Genomic DNA, 19714 nt, shown 5'->3' with positions numbered 1-19714 from the left:
CGCTAGCCTCCGGTGACGCGGGTGGAGCGCGGCAGCGCCGCGAGGCGTCCGGCTGCGGCGAGGATCAGGTCGACCCCTTGCGGGAAGCCGGCGTGGTTGCGGGCGAGGCGGGCGAGGCTATCCGCCGGCAGGGGCGCGGCCGTGAGGCGGGCGCTCCCGCGGATGCCCGGCCCGTCGAGGCGCCAGCCCTCGCGGTCGGAGAGGTCGGAGACCGCGAGCACCAGGGTGGCGGAGCGGTCGGGATAGGCCGGCATTCCCTGCGCGAAGACCCCGAAATCCGGGCAGGCGGCGGGATCCGAGACCAGCGCGAAGGCGGCCTCGCTCGGGTCCTCCGTGATGCGGGCGCCGGTGTGGAAGCGCAGGAAGTCCGCCACCGCCGGGTCACGGGCCAGGCCGGCGTCGAGCCAGAGCGGCGCGTCGGCATCGGCGAGCGCCAGGGCGATCCCCGCGAGCTCGGGGGTCAGCGGGCCGGGGGGCGCGAGGTCCGTCGCGAGCGCCTGGATCGTGCCGGGGCGCGCCAGGGCGTCCATCACGGCGCGGAAGACGCCCTGGGCGTCGTGGACGGGGTCGTGGAAGCCGCGGGCCAGCATCAATCCTCCCCCCTGGCCATGGTGAAGAAGTTCACCCGCGTCGCCGCGATGCGGCGCGCTTGCGCCGCGCGCTCCTGTGCCCGGCGGGCGGCGACGGGCGCGAGTGCCGCCTCCACCGCCGCGCGCCGCTCTCGCACCTGCCACAAGGCATCGAGCGTGGCGGCGAGCCGCGCCTTCGCCCGGTCGCGGCCGAGATGGTAGGCGAAGCCGGTCTCGCCGCCCGGAAGGCGCACCGCCGCCCGAGTCACGGTCGCCTCGCCCAGGTTGAACGGGCGACCGTCGCCGCCGATGCGGCCGCGGGTCATCACCAGGCCGGTCTCGGGCGGGCGCAGGTCCTCGACGAGGTCGTCCGAATCCCGGGTCGCGCCGAGCTGCGCCAGCGCCCGGCGCAGCTCCTCGGGGCGGGCCTCGCCGCAGAGCGCCATCACGGCGCGGCGGGCGGCGTGGTCGGGCGCTTCGGTGCCGCCGGTGTTTGCTCTAGAATCGGGCATCGCGGGGTCCGCTGGCATCTCAGTTGTCTAATGGTGTAGACAACCGACGAACCCGGGGCAAATGAAGTTTGGATGACGGTATGGATGCGGGCGGCGACGGCCAAATGACGGACGGTGTGGTGACGGTTCTGGCGCGAGGCGAGGGACTGGCGGCCTGGCGCCAGATCGCGGACGGCGTGGCGGCCGACATCGAGGCCGGGCGCCTGGTCGCGGGCGCGCAGCTGCCGACGGAAGCCGCGCTCGCGGCGCGGTTCGGCGTCAACCGTCACACCGTGCGCCGGGCGCTGGCGGTCCTCGCCGAGCGCGGCCTGGTGCGGGCGACCCAGGGGCGCGGCACCTTCGTGGAGACGACGCGGCTCGCCTACCCGATCGGCCGGCGCACCCGGTTCTCGGAGATCGTCAGCAAGGCCGGTCGCGAGGCCTGGGGCGACCTGATCGCTGCGGAGAAGGCTCCGGCCGATCCCGCCACCGCGGAGGCCTTACGGCTCACGCCTGGTGATCCGATGCTCGAATTGCTGACCATCCACCGCGCCGACGGCACGCCGCTCTCGACCGCCCGCACCTGCCTTCCGCTGCCCCGCTTCGAGGGATTCGCGCAGGCTTACGCCACGCTCGGCTCGCTCACCCGCGCCTATGCGGAGTTCGGCATCGCCGACTACACCCGCCTGTCCACCCGCATCCACGCCCGCCCGGCCAGCGCCGACGAGGCCGCCCGCCTCGACCTCGCGCCGGGGCGGGTGCTGATCGTGCTCACCAGCGTCAACGTCGACGCGGCGGGCGTGCCGATCCAGGCGACCCGCAGCCTGTTCGCGGCCGACCGGGTGGAGCTGGTGGTGGAGGGGTAGAAGGCCCTTGTCGGTCTCCGCCCTTCCGTGGGGCGGCCCCGGACAGAAGAGGCGCGGAACGCATCCTCCCCGCGGGCGGGGAGAGGAGGAGGCCACGCGCCGACGTCCAGGCCGCGAACTTCCTGCCCCTGAGGCAGTTACCTCCGCGCCCCGCGCCGGAGTTCCCCGATGCTCGCCCGCCTGACCTGCGCCGCCCTGTTCCTCGCCGCCGCCCTGCCGCTCACGCCCGCGCAAGCCGGGCCGGCGCAGGACTACATGTACCAGCGCCGGCAGCTCGGCCGCGGCCAGGTCTGCCGGCCGCCGCTGAAATTCGCGGCCGGCGCCTGCGTGCGGCGCTGCCCGGCGGGCTACCAGGACAACGGGGGCTACTGCCGCCTGCGCAACATGCAGCGCTGACCCGCTACTTCGCGGCCGTCACCAGCGGGCATCCGCCCTCATTGAGCGGCCGGAACGCCTGGTCCCCCGGCACGGTGGCGACAAGCTTGTAGAGGTCCCACTCGCCGGTCGATTCCTTCGGGGTCTTCACCTGCATCAGGTACATGTCGTGGACCATGCGGCCGTCCTCGCGGATCCGGCCGTTCGTCGCGAACATGTCGTTGACCGGGGTCTCGCGCATCTTGGCGATGACGGTCTTCGCGTCGTCGGTCCCGGCCGCCTGCACGGCCTTCAAATAGTGCAGCACCGAGGAATAGACGCCGGCCTGGTGCATCGTCGGCATCAGCCCGGCCTTCTCCTTGAAGCGGGTGGCGAAGGCGCGGGTCTCGAGCGTGCGGTCCCAGTAGAAGGCGGTGGTGAGGAGCAGGTTCTGCGCCACCTCGATGCCGAGGCTGTGCACGTCGTCGATGTTGATGAGCAGGGCCAGCAGGGTCTGGCCGCCCTGGACGATGCCGAATTCGTGCGCCTGCTTGATCGCGTTGACGGTGTCGCCGCCCGCGTTGGCGAAGGCGATCAGCTTGGCGCCCGAGCCTTGCGCCTGGAGCAGGAAGGACGAGAAGTCGGCGGTGGCGAAGGGCGCCCGCACCGTAGACAGCACCTTGCCGCCCGACCGCTTCACCTCCGCGACCGCGTCGCGCTCGAGCGCGTGGCCGAAGGCGTAGTCGGCGGTGACGAAGGCCCAGGTGTCGAGGCCGCGCTTGACCGCGGCGCTGCCCGAGACGTGGGACAGCGCGTAGGTGTCGTAGGTCCACTGGATGCCGGTCGGCGAGCATTGCGCGCCGGTCAGGTCCGAGGTGCCGCCGCCCGACACGATCAGGAGCTTGCCCTTCTCCTTGGCGATCTGCTGCACGGCGAGCGCGACCGAGGAGGTCGGCACGTCGAGGATCACGTCGACGCCGTCGCGGTCGTACCATTGCCGGGCGATGTTCGAGCCGACGTCGGGCTTGTTCTGGTGGTCGGCGAAGACGACCTCGATCGGCTTGCCGTCGAGGCTGCCGCCGAAATCCTTCACCGCCATCTCGGCGGCGATCACCGAGCCGCGGCCGGTGGAATCGGCGTAGACGCTCGACATGTCGTTGAGCACCGCGAGCTTGACCTTTCCGTCGCTGAGTCGCGGCTCGGCGGCACGGGTCGGGGCGGCGAGGGCACAGAGGGCCGCGGCGGTGAGCAACGTGGCGCGGAGGGGGTTGAGCATGGGCGTTCTCCCGGGCGCCTTCCACCTCTCGTTGGGCGGATCACGGCGCCGTGAGACCCATCAGAGCGGGTGAGGGCGCCGGGCGCAAGTCGGGACGGCCTCTCTCCTCATCCCACCCACGACCTCATCTTGGGGTCGTGGGTGGGAAAAAAGCGTATGCCAGCATCCCCGGACTCCCCTTACCGCAACGCGATCGCCAGCAGCGACCCGGCGATCACCCACAGGGCCAGGGTCGACCACACCATCCGCTTGGTCTCGATGCGGATGCGCCGCTCGACGCGGGAGACCTCGCGCAGGCCCTCCTCGTCGAGGCGCACCAGCACGCGCTTGGCGCGTTGCGCGAGGTCGGGCACGTCGGCGACGACGTCGGCGAGGGTCAGCACCGCGCGGCGGGCCTGGTCGGCCCGGCCGATCGGCCCGAGGTTGCGGGCGAGCCAGGACCGCACCACCGGCTCGGCGCTCGTCCACATGTCGAGGCGCGGGTCGAGGGAGCGGGCGACGCCCTCGACCACCACCATGGTCTTCTGGAGCATCACCAGCTCGGTGCGGGTGCTCATGTCGAACAGCGCCGTGATGTCGAAGAGGAGCGTCAGCACCTTCGCCATCGAGATCTCGTCGGCCCGGCGCTGGTGGATCGGCTCGCCGATCGCCCGGATGGCCTGCGCGAAATCGTCGACGGAGTGGTGCGAGGGGACGTAGCCGGCCTCGAAATGCACCTCCGCCACCCGGCGGTAGTCGCGCAGGATGAAGCCGAGCAGGATCTCCGCGAGGAACCGGCGCTCCTTGATGCCGAGCCGGCCCATGATGCCGAAATCGACCGCCACCAGCCGCCCGGCCGGATCGACGAACAGGTTCCCGGGATGCATGTCGGCGTGGAAGAAGCCGTCCCGGATCGCGTGGCGCAGGAAGGACTGGATCACAGTCTGACCCAGAGCCGCCACGTCGTGGCCGGCCGCCACGATCGCCTCACGGTCGTTGAGGCGGATGCCGTCGATCCACTCGCTCGCCAGCACGTCCCGGCCGGTCAGCTCCCAGACCGGCTGCGGCACCCGGAACTCGGGATCGTCCTTGATGTTCTCGGCGAGTTCCGAGAGGGCGGCGGCCTCGAGCCGGAGGTCCATCTCCATCGCGACCGAGCGGGCGAGCGTCTCCACCACCTCGCGCGGGCGCAGGCGCTCGGCCTCGGGGCGCAGGGCCTCGACCACCCGGGCCATGAAGCGCATCGCCTGGATGTCGCGGGCGAAGCGCTCGCGCACCCCCGGCCGCATGATCTTGACCGCGACCACCCGCTCGGTGCCGTCCGGCTCGCGGACATGCGCCTTGTGCACCTGGGCGATCGAGGCGGCGGCGATCGGCTCGCTGAACGAGGTGAACAGCGCGTGGAGCGGCCGGCCGAGGGTCGCCTCCAGGGTCGCGACCGCGACGTCTTGCGGGAAGGGCGGCACCCGGTCCTGCAGGCGTTCGAGGTCGCGGGCCGCCGCCACGCCGACGATGTCGGGCCGGGTCGCCAGGAACTGGCCGAACTTGACGTAGGACGGCCCGAGCCGGGTGAGCGCCGCGGGCAGGCGGCCGGGGCCGAGATTCGGCCGCTCGAGCTTGCGGCCGAGCCGCAGGACGAGGCGCAGGTGGGGCGGCAGCTCGGCGGCGTCGACGAAGGCGAGCGCGCCCTCGCGCGCCATCACCCAGCCGACATGGATGCCCCGCGCGAGGTGGGCGACGAGGCTCAGCACGGGCGGCGACTCACGCGAGCTTCCAGCCGGAATGGATGGCGCAGATGCCGCCCGAGAGCGGCCGGTGGGTGACGTGACCGAAGCCCGCCTCCTCGATCATCCGGGCAAAGCTGCCGGCGGTCGGGAAGCGGCGGATCGACTCGACGAGGTACTGGTAGGATTCCTTGTCGCCGGCGACCATCGCGCCGAGGCGCGGGATCACCTTGAACGAGTAGGCCTCGTAGATCTTGTCGAGCCCCGGCACGTCGACATGCGAGAATTCGAGGCACAGGAAGCGACCGCCGACCTTGAGCACCCGGTGGGCTTCCGCCAGCGCGTGCTCGATCCGCGGCACGTTCCGGATGCCGAACGCGATGGTGTAGGCGTCGAAGGTGTCGCCCGGCAGCGGCAGCGACTCGGCGTTGCCGGCGACGAAGTCGATGCGCGAGCCGTAAAGATGCCCGGCGCGCTCGCGGCCGACGCCGAGCATCGCCTCGTTGATGTCGAGCACCGTGACCTTGGTGTCGGGCCCGCCGGCCTCGAGCGTCCGGAACGCGATGTCGCCGGTGCCGCCGGCGACGTCGAGCAGGCGGAACGGCCGGGTGCGCGAGGGGCGCAACGTCGACACGAAGGCGCTCTTCCAGGCCCGGTGCAGGCCGCCCGACATCAGGTCGTTCATCAGGTCGTAGCGCTTGGCCACCGAGCGGAAGACCTCGTTGACGCGGTCCTGCTTCTCCGCGAGCCGGACGCGCTCGAAGCCGAAATCGGTGCTGGTCTCGTCGCCGGCCATGCGGTCTGGTCCCCTGTCGTGGCGGCCTGCATAGCGAAGCGGACGGGAAATCACCATCTTGGCCTGCATCGACGGGGGGTGCGCTTCGTCGCGCCCACCCCTTCTTCACGGACGAGAGATGCCGGAACTCCCCGAAGTCGAGACCGTGCGCCGCGGCCTGGAGCCGGCGATGGTCGGCGCCCGCTTCACCGAGGTCGTGCTGAACCGGCCGAACCTCCGCTTCCCCTTCCCAGCCCGCTTCGCCGCGCGGGTGAAAGGACGGGAGGTCACCGCCCTGTCGCGGCGCGCCAAGTACCTCGTCGCCGAACTGTCCTCCGGCGAGGCGCTGATCATGCATCTCGGCATGAGCGGGCGCTTCGACGTGCACCTGCCCGACGGCCGGCACGTGTCGCCCGGCGACTTCTACCTCGAGGGCGCGCAGGGCCAGTCGAAGCACGACCACGTCCGGTTCGATCTCTCGAACGGCGCCCGGGTCGTCTACAACGACGCCCGCCGCTTCGGCTTCATGGACCTGGTGCCGTCCGCCGATCTCGCCACCTGCCGCCACTTCGCCGGCATGGGCATCGAGCCCTTGGGCAACGAACTCTCGGGCGAGACGATCGCGCGGCTGTTCTGGGGTAAGCGCACGCCGCTCAAGGCCGCGCTCCTCGACCAGCGGCTGATCGCGGGTCTGGGCAACATCTACGTCTGCGAGGCGCTGCACCGGGCGCGTCTCCACCCGGAAGCACCCGCCGGAACGCTGGCCGACGTCGCCGGCCGCCCGACCGCGAAAGCCAAGCGCCTCGCTACCGTGATCCGCGACGTTCTCACCGAGGCGGTGGCGGCGGGCGGCTCGACCTTGCGCGACTACGTCCACACCGACGGCAGCGCGGGCGCGTTCCAGCACGCCTTCCGGGTCTACGACCGGGAGGGGCTGGCCTGCACGGCGAAGGGCTGCCGGGGCGTGGTGCGGCGGCTGGTCCAGTCGGGGCGCTCGACGTTCTTCTGCGAGACGTGCCAGCCGGGGTGAGGGAGCGTGCGTTGCCCGGTCGGGTGAGCTTCCCCCGTTACGGGCGGCTCACCGACGAGGTCGGTGCGCGGATCCCGTGGAGACGGCCGGTTGTCCGGGTGGGCTCCTACCGGTGCGGGGGCGGGCGCGTCGTCGAGGCCGATGCCCGATGCCTCGCCGGACCCGGCGCGGAGGATTGCCGACGGGATCGAGACAGCATTCGTCGGCAACCGATCCGCTACGGCGCCATTCCCGCGCCCATTCCACCATCGAGCATCGTAATCCCCGCCTCCAACGAAATTTTCGATCTTATCGTATGTTATCGCACTCTCGCCCGAGTTGTATTTTATGCACGACGCGTCGCAAAAATGACAATAAGCGCGACGTCGATCGAACATTATACCTAGAAATACAATAAATTGAACTACGTCCTGGGAGGAGAGGGGCTCAGGCACGTCGTCCGGCAGAGACGAGGAGTATCCAAATGGCTGCGACCCAGCACTCCGAACAGGCCAAGAAGACCGAGCCGATGAAGAGCGCTCCGGACGGAGCGTCGAACGGGATCGACAACGGCGCCGCGCAGGTGTCCAAGATGGCCGACATCGCCAAGGACAACGTCGAGAAGGCCAGCGCCCTGCGCGGTCAAACCGCCGACAACGCGCAGCAGATCGTGCAGATGAGCGTCGAGACGGTCTCGCGCACGGCGCGCGAGTTCACCGAGCAACTGCAGCGGACGATGGGCGTCGGCAACGAGGACGGCGAACGCTTCGCCGAGCAGGCGCGGAAGAACTCCGAGGCGGTCAGCCGCTGCGGCACGGTGATGAATCACGCCGTGCAGGAGGCCTGGCGCAGTTCGGTCGAGCTCGGCCAGAAGCGCTGGCAGCGCAACCTCGAGGGGCTGAAGCGGCTCGCAGGGGCCCGCACGATGCAGGAATTCTCGATGCTCCAGAGCGAGATGATGCGCGAGAGCGTGCAGAGCCTGGTCGAGGATGCCCGCACCGTCACCGAGGCGTCGCTGCGCTCCTTCGAGGAGATCGGGCAGATCTGCGCCGGCGTGACGCCGCTGCCGGCGTCGCGCTAGAGCATCTTCCGACGAAGCGGATACCGGTTCGTCGTTAGAAAATGCGCAAAATCGAAGACCTAGAGCGGCGCCCGATGGCGACGTGATCGGGCGCCGCTCCAGCCGCAGGAGGGCCCGCGCCTCCGGACCGGGAGGCGCGGGCCCGATCGGGTCAGACCGTCCGCCCGCCGTCGATCGGCATCTCGACGCCGGTGATGAACTCGGCCTCGTCCGAGGCCAGGAACAGCGCCACGTTGGCGATGTCGGAGGCGCGCGACATCCGGCCGAGCGGGATCGTGGCGACGAACTTCGCCCGGTTCTCCGGCGTGTCCGGCACGCCCATGAAGGCCTCGAGGAGGCCGGTCTCGCCCATCACCGGGCAGAGCGCGTTGACGCGGATCTTCCAGGGCGCCAGCTCGACGGCGAGCGACTTCGACATCAGGTTCACCGCCCCCTTCGAGGCGTTGTACCAGGTCAGGCCGGGACGGGGCCGGATGCCGGCGGTCGAGCCGACGTTCAGGATCACGCCGCCGCCGTTGTCGCGCATCGCCGGCGCCAGTGCGCGGACGAAGTGGAAGATCGACTTCACGTTGACCCGGAACACCCGGTCGAAGGCCTCCTCGTCGACCTCCATCAGCGGCTGGTTGCGGTGGGTGGTGCCGGCATTGTTGACGAGGATGTGGGGCGTGCCGAAGGCCTCGGTGGTGCGCTTGACCGCCGCCTCGACGTCCGCGGCGCTGCCGACATCGGCCGCGATGGCGATCGCCGACGCGCCGATCTCGGCCGCGACGCGCTCGGCGGCATCGCCGCGCAGGTCGAGCACCGCGACCCTGGCGCCCTCCGCCGCGTAGCGCTTGGCGATGCCCTCGCCGAAGCCGCCGCCGGCGCCGGTGACGATCGCGACCTTGCCGTTCAGCCTCATGGGATCACTCCTTCAACGTCAGGCGGCCGAGATCTCGCCGCGCTCGATCTGGATGGTGGTGTCGACGAGCGCCCGCAGCAGGTCGGGGCTGCTCTCGGTGATCAGGATCGCGACGTCGGGGAGCGCGGCCCGCAGGCGGGCCAGGGCCTCGGCGTAGCGAAGGGCCAGCGCCGGGGCGAGGCCCTGGAACGGCTCGTCGAGCAGCACCGCCCGGGTGCCGACCATGAGCGCGCGGCCGAGCGCCACCATCTTGCCCTGGCCGCCCGACAGGCCCGCCGCCTTGCGGGGGGCGAAGTCCTTGAGCTCCGGCAGGAGCGCGTAGACGGAATCGAGCCGGCGGGAGACCTCCGCCTTCGGCAGGCCGAGCACCTGGGCCGGCAGCAGCAGGTTGTCCTGCACCGTGAAGCTGCCGAACAGCTTGCGCTCCTCAGGCGCGTAGCCGATCCCGAGCCGGGCGCGGTGATGCGCCGGCACGGCGCCGGCCTCCCGCCCGTCGAGCGTGATCGTCCCCTCGCGCAAGGGCAGCAGCCCCATCAGGGCGCGGAGCGTCGTGGTCTTGCCGGCGCCGTTGCGGCCGATCAGCGCCACGCGGCCCCCCGGCGGCACCTGGAGCGAGACGCCGCGCAGGACCGGTGCCCCCGCGATCTCGACCGCCGCCCCCTCAAGCCGCAGCATGGGCGCCTCCACCGGGAGCGATGCCGATCACCGTGCGCTGCACCTCCGGGTCGTTGAGGATCTGGGCGGGAGGCCCGAGCGCCGCGATCTTGCCCTGGCCCCACACCGCCACCCGGTCGGCGAAGCGCCCGACCACCTCCATGTCGTGCTCCACGAACACCGCCGTCACGCGGGCCTCGCGCAGGACCCGCACCAGGGTCTCGACGATGGCCATCTTCTCGGCCGCCGCGACGCCGCTCGTCGGCTCGTCCATCATGAGGAGGCGGGGGCGGAGCGCCACCGCCATCGCGATGTCGACGAGCTTGCGCGCGCCCTCGTTGAGGGCGTCGGCCCGCACGTCGGTGATGCGGGCGAGGCCGAAGCGCGCGATCAGCTCCGCCGCCTCGTCGCGGAAGCGCGGGCGGAGCAGCGGGTTGAGCACCGACCACATGCCCTCGCGGGCCGCGACCGCGAGCGCCACGTTCTGCAGCACGGTGTGCTCGGTGAAGAGCTGCGGCAGCTGGAAGCTGCGCGCCACCCCGAGCCCGACGATGCGCCGCGGCGACAGGCCGAGGATCGGCTTGCCCTCGAAGGCGATCGAGCCACCTTGCGGCTTGAGGTAGCCGGTCGTCATGTTGATGAAGGTGGTCTTGCCGGCGCCGTTCGGGCCGATGATCGCCAGGAACTCGCCGTCCTCGACGTCGAGGTCGATCCCGTCGGCGGCCTTGAGGCCGCCGAAGGCGAGGCGCAGGTCCCGGGCCTGGAGAAGCGCGGTCATGCGGCCCTCCTGCGGCTCGCGATCATCCCCCAGATCCCGCCCGGCGCGAACACGATGACGCCGAGCAGAACGAGGCCGAGCACCATCTGCCAGGCATTGGCGAAGGTCGCCGCGGCGTAGACCCGGGTCAGCTCGTAGGCCGCGGCCCCGAGGAACGGCCCGATCACGCTGCCGGCCCCGCCGAGGATCGCGATGAAGACGAGCTCGCCCGAGGTGGTCCAGTAGCTCAGCGCCGGGGTGACGTGGCGGGTGGTGAGCGCGATGATCGCGCCGGCGAACCCCGCCATCACGGCGGACGCGACGTAGGCGGCGAGCAGCACGCGCTTCGGGGACACGCCCATGAAGTCGAGCCGGGTCTCGCGGGTCTTGATGCCGGCGAGCGCCTCGCCGAGCGGGGAAGCGAGCGCCACCCGCACGAGCGCGCCGCAGGCGAGCGCCAGGACGAGGGCGATCCCCAGCACCGTCCACTCGCCCGATTCTCCCGCCAGGGGCCGGCCCAGGACGGTGACGGGGGGCAACCGGATTCCGTCGGCGCCGTGGGTCAGCGCGTAGAACTTTTCCAGCACCGAGTAGAACACCATGCTGAGCGCGAGGTTCAGCATGCCGAAGAAGATCTCGCGGTAGCGCACCACGAACAGGCCGATCAGCAGGCCGACCAGTCCGGCGAGGATCGCCGCGAGGGGCAGGAGCAGCAGCGCCTCGGGGATGGCGAGCGCCCCGAACGCGACCGTGTAGGCGGCGAGCGCGAGGTACAGCGCGTGGCCGAAGCTGACCTGGCCGGCCCGCAGCAGCAGCAGGATGCCGAGCACCGCCAGCCCCTTGGCGAGCGCGATGGTGAGCACGAAGCGCAGCCACGGCACCGCGTAGGCGAGCACGACGATCAGCACGGCGCCCGCGAAGGCGAGGAGCGTTTCCGAGCGGCGGGTCACGGCGCCAGCCCTCCTTGACTGAGAGCGCAGGTCATATCCGCCGGGTCTCCGCCACGCCGAACAGGCCTTGAGGCCGGAACAGCAGCACCGCCACCATGATGGCGTAGGGCACCACGACCTCGAATTCGGGAGCGACGTAGACCGCGAAGGAGCGGCCGAGGCCGATGAGGAGGGCCGCCACCGCCGCCCCCTCGATCTGGCCGAGGCCGGCGGTCGCGACGACCGCGAAGGAGAGCACGATGGTCGAGGCGCCGACCCCCGGCACCAGCGACACGGTGGGGGCGGCGAGCGCGCCGCCGAGCGCCGCCAGGCCTGCGCCGACCGTGAAGGTGAGCATCGTCACCTTGGCGGCGTCGATCCCCATGGCGCGGGCCGCCTCGCGGTCGACCGTGACCGCGACGACCATCCGGCCGGTGAGCGTGTAGCGGAGCACGTACGCGAGGATCGCGAGGGTGGCGAGCGCCACCCCCGGCAGCACGTAGAGCTGGTAGGCGGTGAACGGGATCGCGTCCTGGCCGAACGGCACGTCGACGGTGCCGAGCCACTTCAGCGGCGCATCGAACACCACCGGCTGCACGCCCCAGACCAGCTTCTGCAGGTCCTCCAGGATCATGAACAGCGCGAAGGTGACGAGGAGCTGCAGCACCGGCTCGCGGTCCTGCATCCGGCGCAGGAGCAGCCGCTCGATCAGCGGCCCGAGCACCACGCCGACGAGCACGGCGGCGGCGAGCAGGATCGGCAGGCCGAGCCAGGGCGGGGCGCCGAGGGAGGCCGCGAACAGCCCGATGGAGGCTGCCGCGTAGCCGCCGATGGCGTAGAGGCTGCCATGCGCCACGTTGAGCACCCGCAGCACGCCGAACACCAGGTTCAGGCCGACCGCCACCATGAAGACGGCGGCGGCGTAGGACAGCCCGTCGAGCAAGGCGAGCCCGACGAGGATCCCGTTCTCCGACAACCAGGCCATCAGCTCTTGAAGGCCTGCGCCTGCGGGAGCTTGCCCACCATGTCGGGGGTCAGCGTCTTCAGCCAGTCGGCGCTCTTCTGGCCGACCGGCGTCGTCACGGACTCGGCCGGGAAGACGATCATGTCGGTGAGCACCGGGAACGGGTACTTGTCCGAGTGCAGCGTCGTGCCGATCAGCTGGTTCTCGAGGCCCTGGCCGTCCTCGCGGATCCGCACGCTGGCGGTGGGCGAGGGGAATTCGAGGCCCTTGAACGCGGCCGCCAGCTCGGCGTCGGTCGGCCAGCCGCCGCCCTTGGCCGCCACCGCCTTCTCGATGCCGACCTTCATCGCCGAGACGGCTTGCGCCATGTGGAAGCAGGGATAGATCGGCCAGGCGTTGTGCTTGGCGCGGTAGCTCTCGTTGAAGCGCTTCAGCCGCTCGGGGTCGGCCGGCGAGGGGTGCAGGAACCAGTGGTCGCCCCGCGCGCCCACGATGTGGCCGGCCGGCAGCGCCTTGCCGACCCGCTGGAGCGAGGATTCGGCGAGCGGCATCACGAAGGTCGAGCGCTCGAACAGCTTGCGGTCCGAGGCCTGGCGGATCAGCGCGTCGAGGTCGCCGCCCCAGGAGGTCGAGAGCACCACGTCGGGCCGCAGCGCGAGCACGCGGGTGATCTCGGTCGAGAAATCGGTGGCGCCGAAGCGCGGAAACAGCTCGGCCGAGACCTTCACCCCGGGCTTCAGGGTGTTCATCGCGGTGCGGAAGATGTCCCAGGAATCGCGGCCCCAGGCGTAATCCTGGTTGATCACCGCGATCGACTTGAAGTCCGGCTTGACCTTCAAGAGGTAGAGGAGCGCCGCCAGGATCTCCGGCGTGGCGTTGGCCTGGGTGCGGAAGGCGTAGTTGTAGCGGTTGTCCTCGAAGATGCGCTGGGTGCCGCAATCCCACAGCAGCGTCGGGCGCTTCAATTCGTCGGCGAGCGGCGCGCAGGCGATGCAATCGGCCGAGGAGATCGCCGCGAAGATCAGGTGCACGCCCTCCGACTGCACCAGCCGGCGGTACTCGCCGACGACGTGGTCGACGCCCGGGCCCTCGTCGACGAAGATCGGCCGCACCTTGACCCCGGCGATGCCGCCGGCCGCGTTGATCTCGTCGAACAGCAGCTCGGCGGTCTGGCGGCCGGGCACGCCGAAGACGCTGGCCGGGCCGGACAGGTAGGTGGCGATGCCGACCTTGATTTCCGCCGGCTTCGCCGCGCCCTGTGCCCAGGCCGAACCGCCCGGCAGCATCAGGCTCGCTCCCGCGGCACCCGCGCCGACCAGCGCTTCGCGCCGCGTGACGTTCCCGGCACGACCCGTCCCTGCCATCCGCTTCCTCCCTGACTTCCCACGCGGGCGGGCCCCTCTGGAGAGTGGCGTCGGGGGCCTCGCCGCGGGGCGGATCATGGGGGTGCGGCGACCGCGTGTCCAATAGCTTGTTCGGGCTCGTGCCAGAGCTTCGAGATATGGGATGGGTGGGGGCGCGGCGCCGGAATGAACGAAGCACGCCCCCCATCGTTAGCGCCTGGATACCCCCATCCCGTACGGAGGATTCCATGAGCCACGCCCACAAGCCCCTCGACGAGCAGGTGATCGTCATCACCGGCGCCTCCAGCGGCATCGGCCTGTCCACCGCCCGGATGGCGGCGCGGGCCGGCGCGCGGGTCGTGCTCGCCTCGCGCAACGCCGAGGCGCTGGCGGCGATCCAGGAGGAGATCGAGGCGGCGGGCGGCGAGGCGACCCACGTCGTCGCCGATGTCGGGCGGCGCGAGGACGTGCAGGCCATCGCCGACAGGGCGGTGCAGCGCTTCGGCGGCTTCGACACCTGGGTCAACGATGCCGGCATCTCGATCTACGGCCGCCTGGAGGAGGTCTCGGACGAGGACCACGACCGCCTGTTCCAGACCAACTTCTGGGGCGTGGTCTACGGCTCGCTGGTGGCGGCCCCGCACTTGCGCCGGCGCGGCGGCGCGATCATCAACCTCGGCAGCATCGCCTCGGACCTCGCGATCCCGCTGCAGGGCATGTACTCGGCGAGCAAGCACGCGATCCGCGGCTTCACCGACGCGCTCCGGGCGGAGCTGGAGGCCGACCGGGCTCCCGTCTCGGTGACGCTGATCAAGCCGGCGGCGATCGACACCCCGTTCCCGCAGCACGCCCGCAACTACCTCGACCGCGAGCCGAAGCTGCCGCCGCCTGTCTACCACCCGGACGAGGTCGCCCACGCGATCCTGCACGCCGCAATCTACCCGCAGCGCGAGATCATCGTCGGCGGGGGCGGGCGCGCCATGACCGGCCTGAAGAAGCTCGCGCCGGGCACCTTCGACCGCCTCGGCGGCGTGATGGCGGGCCAGCAGCTGCGCGCCGAGCCGCCGCGCGACCCGAACGGCGCGCTCCACCGGCCGGCCCAGGGTGGGCACGTGCGCGGCGACCATCCCGGGATGGTGCGCCACACCAGCACCTACACCCGCGCGAAGCTCCATCCCCTCACCACCGGGGCGGTGATGGCCGGCGTCGGCCTCGCCGCCGCGGCCTTGATGAAGCGTCGGGCCTGACCTTCCTCGTCGGGGCATGGCGTGGGAGAAGCCCCGCCATGCCGACGTTCCTCCTCTACGCCGCCGCCGCGCTCGCCGAGATCGCCGGGTGCTTCTCGGTCTGGGCCTGGTGGCGGCTCGGCGCCTCGCCCCTGTGGCTGGCGCCGGGCGTCCTGGCGCTCGCCGCCTTCGCGTTCCTGCTCGCGCTCGTCGAATCGGATGCCGCGGGCCGCGCCTTCGCGGCCTATGGCGGGGTCTACATCGCGGCCTCGCTGCTCTGGCTGTGGGGCGCGGAAGGCCAGCGGCCGGACCGGTTCGACTGCGCCGGCGCCCTCCTGTGCCTCGCCGGCGCGGCGGTGATCGTGCTGGCGCCGCGGGGGTGATCAGAAGCCCCGCCAGTCGCCGTCCGCCTCGAAGGCGGCGGCGGCCTGGTAGATCGCGCTCTCGTTCCAGTCCCGCGCCGTCAGCATCAGGCCGACCGGCAGCCCGTCGACGAGGCCGCAGGGGAGCGACAGCGAGGGATTGCCGGTCACGTCCATCGGCGAGGTCGAGGCGACCATCTCGAAGGCGCGGACGATGACCTCCTCCAGCGGCGCCCCCGGCTCCGGCAGCTTCGTCGCGATGCAGGGCAGGGTCGGGCAGAGCAGCAGGTCGTAGGTCCGGAAGGTTTCTGAAAAGTCCTTCCGCACCTGCCGGGCGAGGTTCTGCGCCTTGGCGTAGTAGCGGCCGCGATAGTGGGTCAGGCCCCACTGGCCGATCAGCATCGAGATCTTCAGGGTCGCCGAGAGGTCGTCGGCCCGGCCACGCCAGCCGGCATGGGCGTCGAACAGGCCGACGTCGTAGGCGCCCTTCCAGTTGAAGCCCATCCCGTTGCCGAGCATCATCTGCTGGGTCAGGCCCTCGAGAGCGATCGGCTGCCAGACCGAGGCGGCGAGCCGGTAGGCCGGCAGCGAGACCTCCTCGACCCTCGCGCCGAGCCGCTCGAACCGCGCCGCCCCGGCCCGGACCTTCTCGGCCACCGCCTCCTGCATCCCGGGGGCGGCGAAGCCCTCCGTCAGGAGCCCGATCCGCAGGCCCTTCGCGCCCCTGCCCAGGGCCTCGGCGTAGGGCGCGACCTGCGGCGCGACCTGGCGCGGATCGAGGCCGTCCGGCCCGGCCAGGACTTCCAGCAGCAGGGCGTTGTCGGCGACGCGCGCGGTCATCGGGCCGGTATGGTCGATCGTGGTCTCGATCGGCATCACGCCGGTATAGGGCACGAGGCCGTGGGTCGGCTTCATGCCGACGATGCCGCAATAGGCGGCCGGGATGCGGATCGACCCGCCCTGGTCGCCGCCGATCGCCAGGTCGACCTCGCCGGCGGCGACGAGCGCGCCGCTGCCCGAGGACGAGCCGCCGGCCGAGTAGCCCCGCCGGTGCGGGTTGTGGACCGGCCCGGGATCCGAGGTGTGGCTGCCGCCCGACAGGCAGAAATGCTCGCAGGTCGCCTTGCCGAGGATCGTCGCGCCCTCGTCCAGCATCCGGGTCACGATGGTGGCGTCCGCCGCCGGCACGAAGCCTTCGAGGGTCGAGGCGCCGTTCATCATCGGCACGCCGGCGAGCGCGACGTTGTCCTTGAGCGCCACGCGCTTGCCGGCGAGCTTGCCGTGCCCGGCCCCCTTCACCTCGCTCTTCCAGTACCAGGCGCCCAGCGGGTTCTCCTCCGGTCCGGGCCGGCGGCCGGGCGTGCGGGGGTACTTCACCTCCGGGATGTAGTCCGGCAGGGCGTCGATCACGTCGTAGGCGTCGAACGAGGCGTCCATCAGGGCGCGGTAGGCGGCGGCCTCCTCGGGCGACAGCGACATGTAGAGGCCGGCGGCGAGCTCGCGGACCTGGGCCGCGCTCGGGCGGGTGATGGCCATGGGCGTGTCCTCGTGCGGTGGAGCGGGGGGAGGCGTCGTTCGTCGCGCGCTCCCGTCCCGGGCGAGGGCAAGATGGACCGGGAGGCGCGGCGCCGCCAAGCCGTCCGGCGCATGCGGGGGTCGCACCGGCGCCGGCCAGGGTGCGACGCGTCCGGACATTCTTCTCCCGCCCCATGCCGCAACAGCATATTTTTCCCCTGTACACCCAATATATAGAAGTAATTTCTTATATCCGCGCCATTCTTGCTCTGCGGCAGGAGGATGCCCTAAGCGGGCGCGATCCCTCCCCACAGACGGCCGGCCATGACCATCACGCGACGCAGCATCCTCGGGGCAGCCCCGGTCCTGGCGGCGGGCGCCGCGCTGAGTGGCCGGCGGGCGCTGGCCCAAGGGCGCGCGGCGCCCCTGCGGGTCGGCGTGATCCCGATCCTCGCCGCCGCACCGATCATCGTCGCCGAGAAGGAGGGCTGGCTGAAGCAGGCCGGGCTGTCCCTCGCGGTGACGACCTTCGAGTCGGGCCCGAACATGATCCAGGCGCTCGCCTCGAACACCCTCGACGTCTACGTCGCCGGCGTGGCGCCGCTGGGCGTCGCCCGCTCCAAGGGCATCGACGTGAAGGTGGTGGCCGCCACCTCGGTCGAGGAGAACGTCTTCGTCGCCGGCCCCAAGCTCGCCCGCTTCGCCGAGAAGGGCGTCGCACCGGCGGACGTGTTCAAGCGCTACCGCGAATCCGCCGGCACCCCGGCGCGGGTCGCGACCCAGCCCCTCGGCTCGGTGCCCAACACCACCCTGCAATACTGGCTGTGGGAGGTGGCGAAGGTCGATCCGAAGGACGTGACGATCGTCTCGATGGGGATCGACGCGACCCAGCAGGCGGTGCTCGCCGGCGCGGTCGAGGGCGGAACCTTGCGCGAGCCCGCCGTCTCGATCGTGACCGGCCGCAACCCGGCGATCCGCCTGATGGCGCTCGGCGGCGAGATGTTCCCCGACCAGCCCGGCACCGTCGTGGCGGTGACCCGCGCGCTTCTCGATCGTGAGCCGGAGACGGTCCAGGCGATCGTGACGAGCGTGGTTCGGGCGGTCGACCTGATCGGTCGCGAGCCGGACCGCGTCGCGCCGGTCATCGAGGGCGCGCTCGGCAAGGGCCTCGTCGACACCGCCACCATCCGGCGGGCGCTCGCCTCGCCGGCGACGCGCTTCACCGCCGATCCCCGCCCGATCGTCGAGCCCACGGCGGCGATGCAGCGCTTCCAGGTGAAGATCGGGGCGCTGGAGCGCGAGGTGCCCCTCGACGGGCTGTTCGAGCCGCGCTTCTACGAGCGCGCGGTCGCGGGGAAATGAGGCGGCACCACGCGGCCTTCCTGCTCCCGCCCCTCGGGCTCGCCGCCTTCTTCGCCCTGTGGGAGGCCGTGCCGCGGCTCGGCCTCGTCAACCCGGCCTTCCTGCCGCCGCCCTCGGTGCTGCCGGAGGCGTTCCTGCGCGAGCTGCGCTCCGGGCAGTGGCTCGCGGCGATCACGGGAAGCCTCGGGCATTACCTGGCGGGTCTGGCGATCGGCATCGTCCTCGGCATCGCGGCCGGCACGCTGACCGGCATGTCGCGCACGGCGGAAGGCCTGACCGCCTGGGTGGTGCGGGTCCTGCGCCCGGTCCCGGGCCTCGCCTGGGTGCCCTTCGCGATCATCTGGTTCGGGGTCAGCCCCGAGGCGGCCCTGTTCATCGTCGCGATCGGGGTGTTCTGGATCGTCTACTTCGCCAGCCACGGGGCGATCCGCGGCGTCGACCGCGACCTGATCGAGCTCGCCGCCGCCTTCGGCTTCCGCTCCGCGCCCGAGCGCCTGACGACGGTGGTGTGGCCGGCCGCGATGCCGGGGATCCTCGTCGGCGTGCGCACCGCCATCGGACAGGCCTGGATGGCGGTGGTGGCGGCCGAGATCTTCGGGGTCGCGGGCCTGGGGCAGCGGATGATGCAGGCCTCGACGCTCCTCGCGACCGACATCGTCGTCGTCTACATGCTCACCATGGCGCTGCTCTACGGCGTGTTCGACGCCGGCTTCACCGCCCTCCAACGCTGGATCCTCAGATGGCGGGCCTGATCGCGATCCAGGGCCTCGCCCTGACCTTCACCCGCGACGGCACCCGCACCACGGTGCTGTCGGGGCTCGACCTCGACATCGAGCCGGGCGAGTTCCTGGCGATCGTCGGCGCCTCCGGCGTCGGCAAGTCGACGCTGCTGCGCGTCATCGCCGACCTGGTGAAACCCAGCGCCGGCACCGTCTCGGTCAGCGAGCCCGAACCCGGCCGCCGGGCGGTCGCCCTGGTGTTCCAGGATTCCCGCCTGCTGCCCTGGCGCCGCGTCCTCGACAACGTCGCGTTCGGCCTCGAGAAGCTGCGCTTGGCCAGGGCCGAGCGGCGCCGGCGCGCGCGCGCCGCCCTGGAGCGGGTGGGCCTCGCGGATCTCGCCGGGCGCTGGCCGTTCCAGCTCTCCGGCGGCCAGAGGCAGCGGGTGTCGCTCGCCCGGGCGCTGGCCGTCGAGCCGCACGTGCTCCTGATGGACGAGCCGTTCTCGGCCCTCGACGCGCTGACCCGCGAGAACCTCCAGGACGAGCTCGCCCGGCTCTGCCGGGCGTCGGGCCAGACGGTCCTGTTCGTCACCCACGACATCGAGGAGGCGGTCTACCTCGCCGACCGGGTCGTGGTGCTGGCCGGTGCACCGGGCCGGATCGTCGCGGCGCACGCGATCGCGGCGGCCCAGCCGCGCGACCGGGCGGCGCCGGAGCTGAAGGCGATGGTGCAGGTGATCCGGGAGGAGCTGGCGGGGGCGGGGGGAAGCTCTCCGGTCCCGCGGACCGCGTCCTGACGGGAGCCGGCCACACCATCGCTCCGCGTCATCACCTCAGCCTCGCACCCCACTCAGCCCC

At 71.7% G+C, this 19714-nt stretch carries 21 protein-coding genes; 9 read left to right on the top strand and 12 right to left on the bottom strand.

The genetic code is table 11. From position 1 onward, the window contains the following. Positions 1–2: 2 nt before the first annotated feature. The gene (gene phnH / locus DK419_RS15380) at positions 3–590 is read right to left on the bottom strand and encodes a phosphonate C-P lyase system protein PhnH (protein ID WP_109959846.1); all 588 of its coding nucleotides are present in this window, start codon (positions 588–590) and stop codon (positions 3–5) included. Beyond that, a complete protein-coding gene (phnG, locus tag DK419_RS15375; protein WP_245443019.1) occupies positions 590–1015 on the bottom strand; it encodes a phosphonate C-P lyase system protein PhnG in 426 nt (141 codons plus the stop codon). Before phnG ends, phnH begins: the two co-directional genes overlap by 1 nt. A 170-nt stretch (positions 1016–1185) precedes the next feature. Between phnG and phnF the strand changes: the two genes are divergently transcribed. Further along, complete coding sequence (gene phnF / locus DK419_RS15370; RefSeq protein WP_109962328.1) at positions 1186–1926, top strand: phosphonate metabolism transcriptional regulator PhnF; 741 nt, start codon at positions 1186–1188, stop codon at positions 1924–1926. A gap of 168 nt (positions 1927–2094) precedes the next feature. Next, positions 2095–2322, top strand: coding sequence for a hypothetical protein (locus DK419_RS15365; RefSeq protein WP_109959844.1), 228 nt, complete (start codon positions 2095–2097; stop codon positions 2320–2322). A gap of 4 nt (positions 2323–2326) precedes the next feature. Here DK419_RS15365 and DK419_RS15360 read toward each other — a convergent pair whose 3' ends face one another. The 3 genes from DK419_RS15360 to ubiE all read right to left on the bottom strand — a co-directional run bounded on the left by DK419_RS15360 (position 2327) and on the right by ubiE (position 6055). Next, positions 2327–3556: an ABC transporter substrate-binding protein gene (locus DK419_RS15360; RefSeq protein ID WP_109959843.1), complete on the bottom strand. Its 1230-nt coding sequence runs from the start codon at positions 3554–3556 to the stop codon at positions 2327–2329. Between the two features lie 179 nt (positions 3557–3735). Then, entirely contained in the window at positions 3736–5286 is a 1551-nt protein-coding gene (ubiB, locus tag DK419_RS15355; RefSeq protein ID WP_109959842.1) for a 2-polyprenylphenol 6-hydroxylase, read from the bottom strand. Positions 5287–5296: 10 nt separating this feature from the next. Beyond that, the gene (gene ubiE / locus DK419_RS15350) at positions 5297–6055 is read right to left on the bottom strand and encodes a bifunctional demethylmenaquinone methyltransferase/2-methoxy-6-polyprenyl-1,4-benzoquinol methylase UbiE (protein WP_109959841.1); all 759 of its coding nucleotides are present in this window, start codon (positions 6053–6055) and stop codon (positions 5297–5299) included. A 118-nt stretch (positions 6056–6173) separates the two neighbouring features. On the opposite strand from ubiE, the gene mutM reads away from it, so the two are divergent. Both mutM and DK419_RS15340 read left to right on the top strand, forming a co-directional pair. Beyond that, entirely contained in the window at positions 6174–7064 is an 891-nt protein-coding gene (gene mutM / locus DK419_RS15345) for a bifunctional DNA-formamidopyrimidine glycosylase/DNA-(apurinic or apyrimidinic site) lyase (RefSeq protein ID WP_109959840.1), read from the top strand. A 463-nt stretch (positions 7065–7527) separates the two neighbouring features. Continuing rightward, positions 7528–8124, top strand: a complete 597-nt coding sequence (locus tag DK419_RS15340) for a phasin family protein (RefSeq protein ID WP_109959839.1) — start codon at positions 7528–7530, stop codon at positions 8122–8124. 151 nt (positions 8125–8275) lie between these two features. On the opposite strand, the gene DK419_RS15335 is transcribed toward DK419_RS15340, so the two are convergent. Genes DK419_RS15335 through DK419_RS15310 form a run of 6 tightly spaced genes read right to left on the bottom strand, consistent with a single transcriptional unit; the run spans position 8276 to position 13693 of the window. Continuing rightward, positions 8276–9025, bottom strand: a complete 750-nt coding sequence (locus DK419_RS15335; RefSeq protein ID WP_109959838.1) for an SDR family oxidoreductase — start codon at positions 9023–9025, stop codon at positions 8276–8278. Positions 9026–9043: 18 nt separating this feature from the next. Further along, positions 9044–9700 carry an ABC transporter ATP-binding protein gene (locus DK419_RS15330; protein WP_109959837.1) on the bottom strand — a complete coding sequence of 219 codons (657 nt, stop codon included), beginning with the start codon at positions 9698–9700 and terminating at the stop codon, positions 9044–9046. Beyond that, positions 9687–10457 carry an ABC transporter ATP-binding protein gene (locus tag DK419_RS15325; RefSeq protein WP_109959836.1) on the bottom strand — a complete coding sequence of 257 codons (771 nt, stop codon included), beginning with the start codon at positions 10455–10457 and terminating at the stop codon, positions 9687–9689. Before DK419_RS15325 ends, DK419_RS15330 begins: the two co-directional genes overlap by 14 nt. Continuing rightward, entirely contained in the window at positions 10454–11386 is a 933-nt protein-coding gene (locus DK419_RS15320; RefSeq protein ID WP_109959835.1) for a branched-chain amino acid ABC transporter permease, read from the bottom strand. The genes DK419_RS15325 and DK419_RS15320 overlap by 4 nt, the downstream gene beginning before the upstream one ends. Positions 11387–11417: 31 nt before the next feature. Further along, a complete protein-coding gene (locus DK419_RS15315) occupies positions 11418–12350 on the bottom strand; it encodes a branched-chain amino acid ABC transporter permease (protein WP_109959834.1) in 933 nt (310 codons plus the stop codon). After that, a complete protein-coding gene (locus tag DK419_RS15310) occupies positions 12350–13693 on the bottom strand; it encodes an ABC transporter substrate-binding protein (protein ID WP_109959833.1) in 1344 nt (447 codons plus the stop codon). The genes DK419_RS15315 and DK419_RS15310 overlap by 1 nt, the downstream gene beginning before the upstream one ends. A 227-nt stretch (positions 13694–13920) precedes the next feature. Between DK419_RS15310 and DK419_RS15305 the strand changes: the two genes are divergently transcribed. Both DK419_RS15305 and DK419_RS15300 read left to right on the top strand, forming a co-directional pair. Further along, a complete protein-coding gene (locus DK419_RS15305; protein ID WP_109959832.1) occupies positions 13921–14919 on the top strand; it encodes an SDR family oxidoreductase in 999 nt (332 codons plus the stop codon). A gap of 38 nt (positions 14920–14957) precedes the next feature. Further along, on the top strand, positions 14958–15281 hold the full coding sequence (locus DK419_RS15300) for a YnfA family protein (RefSeq protein ID WP_109959831.1): 324 nt from the start codon (positions 14958–14960) through the stop codon (positions 15279–15281). On the opposite strand, the gene DK419_RS15295 is transcribed toward DK419_RS15300, so the two are convergent. Then, positions 15282–16796, bottom strand: coding sequence for an amidase (locus DK419_RS15295; protein WP_109959830.1), 1515 nt, complete (start codon positions 16794–16796; stop codon positions 15282–15284). Between the two features lie 303 nt (positions 16797–17099). Between DK419_RS15295 and DK419_RS15290 the strand changes: the two genes are divergently transcribed. From DK419_RS15290 to DK419_RS15280, 3 genes are read left to right on the top strand one after another with little or no spacing between them, the layout of a single operon-like run. Beyond that, on the top strand, positions 17100–18137 hold the full coding sequence (locus tag DK419_RS15290) for an ABC transporter substrate-binding protein (protein ID WP_109959829.1): 1038 nt from the start codon (positions 17100–17102) through the stop codon (positions 18135–18137). Continuing rightward, a complete protein-coding gene (locus DK419_RS15285; protein WP_109959828.1) occupies positions 18134–18889 on the top strand; it encodes an ABC transporter permease in 756 nt (251 codons plus the stop codon). Before DK419_RS15290 ends, DK419_RS15285 begins: the two co-directional genes overlap by 4 nt. Then, on the top strand, positions 18877–19653 hold the full coding sequence (locus DK419_RS15280) for an ABC transporter ATP-binding protein (RefSeq protein WP_109959827.1): 777 nt from the start codon (positions 18877–18879) through the stop codon (positions 19651–19653). The genes DK419_RS15285 and DK419_RS15280 overlap by 13 nt, the downstream gene beginning before the upstream one ends. Positions 19654–19714 lie beyond the last annotated feature (61 nt).

The sequence above is a fragment of the Methylobacterium terrae genome, assembly GCF_003173755.1.
Classification (GTDB): Bacteria; Pseudomonadota; Alphaproteobacteria; order Rhizobiales; family Beijerinckiaceae; genus Methylobacterium; species Methylobacterium terrae.
Note: the sequence above shows the minus strand (reverse complement) of the source record. Positions and strands in the feature narration are given on the sequence as shown.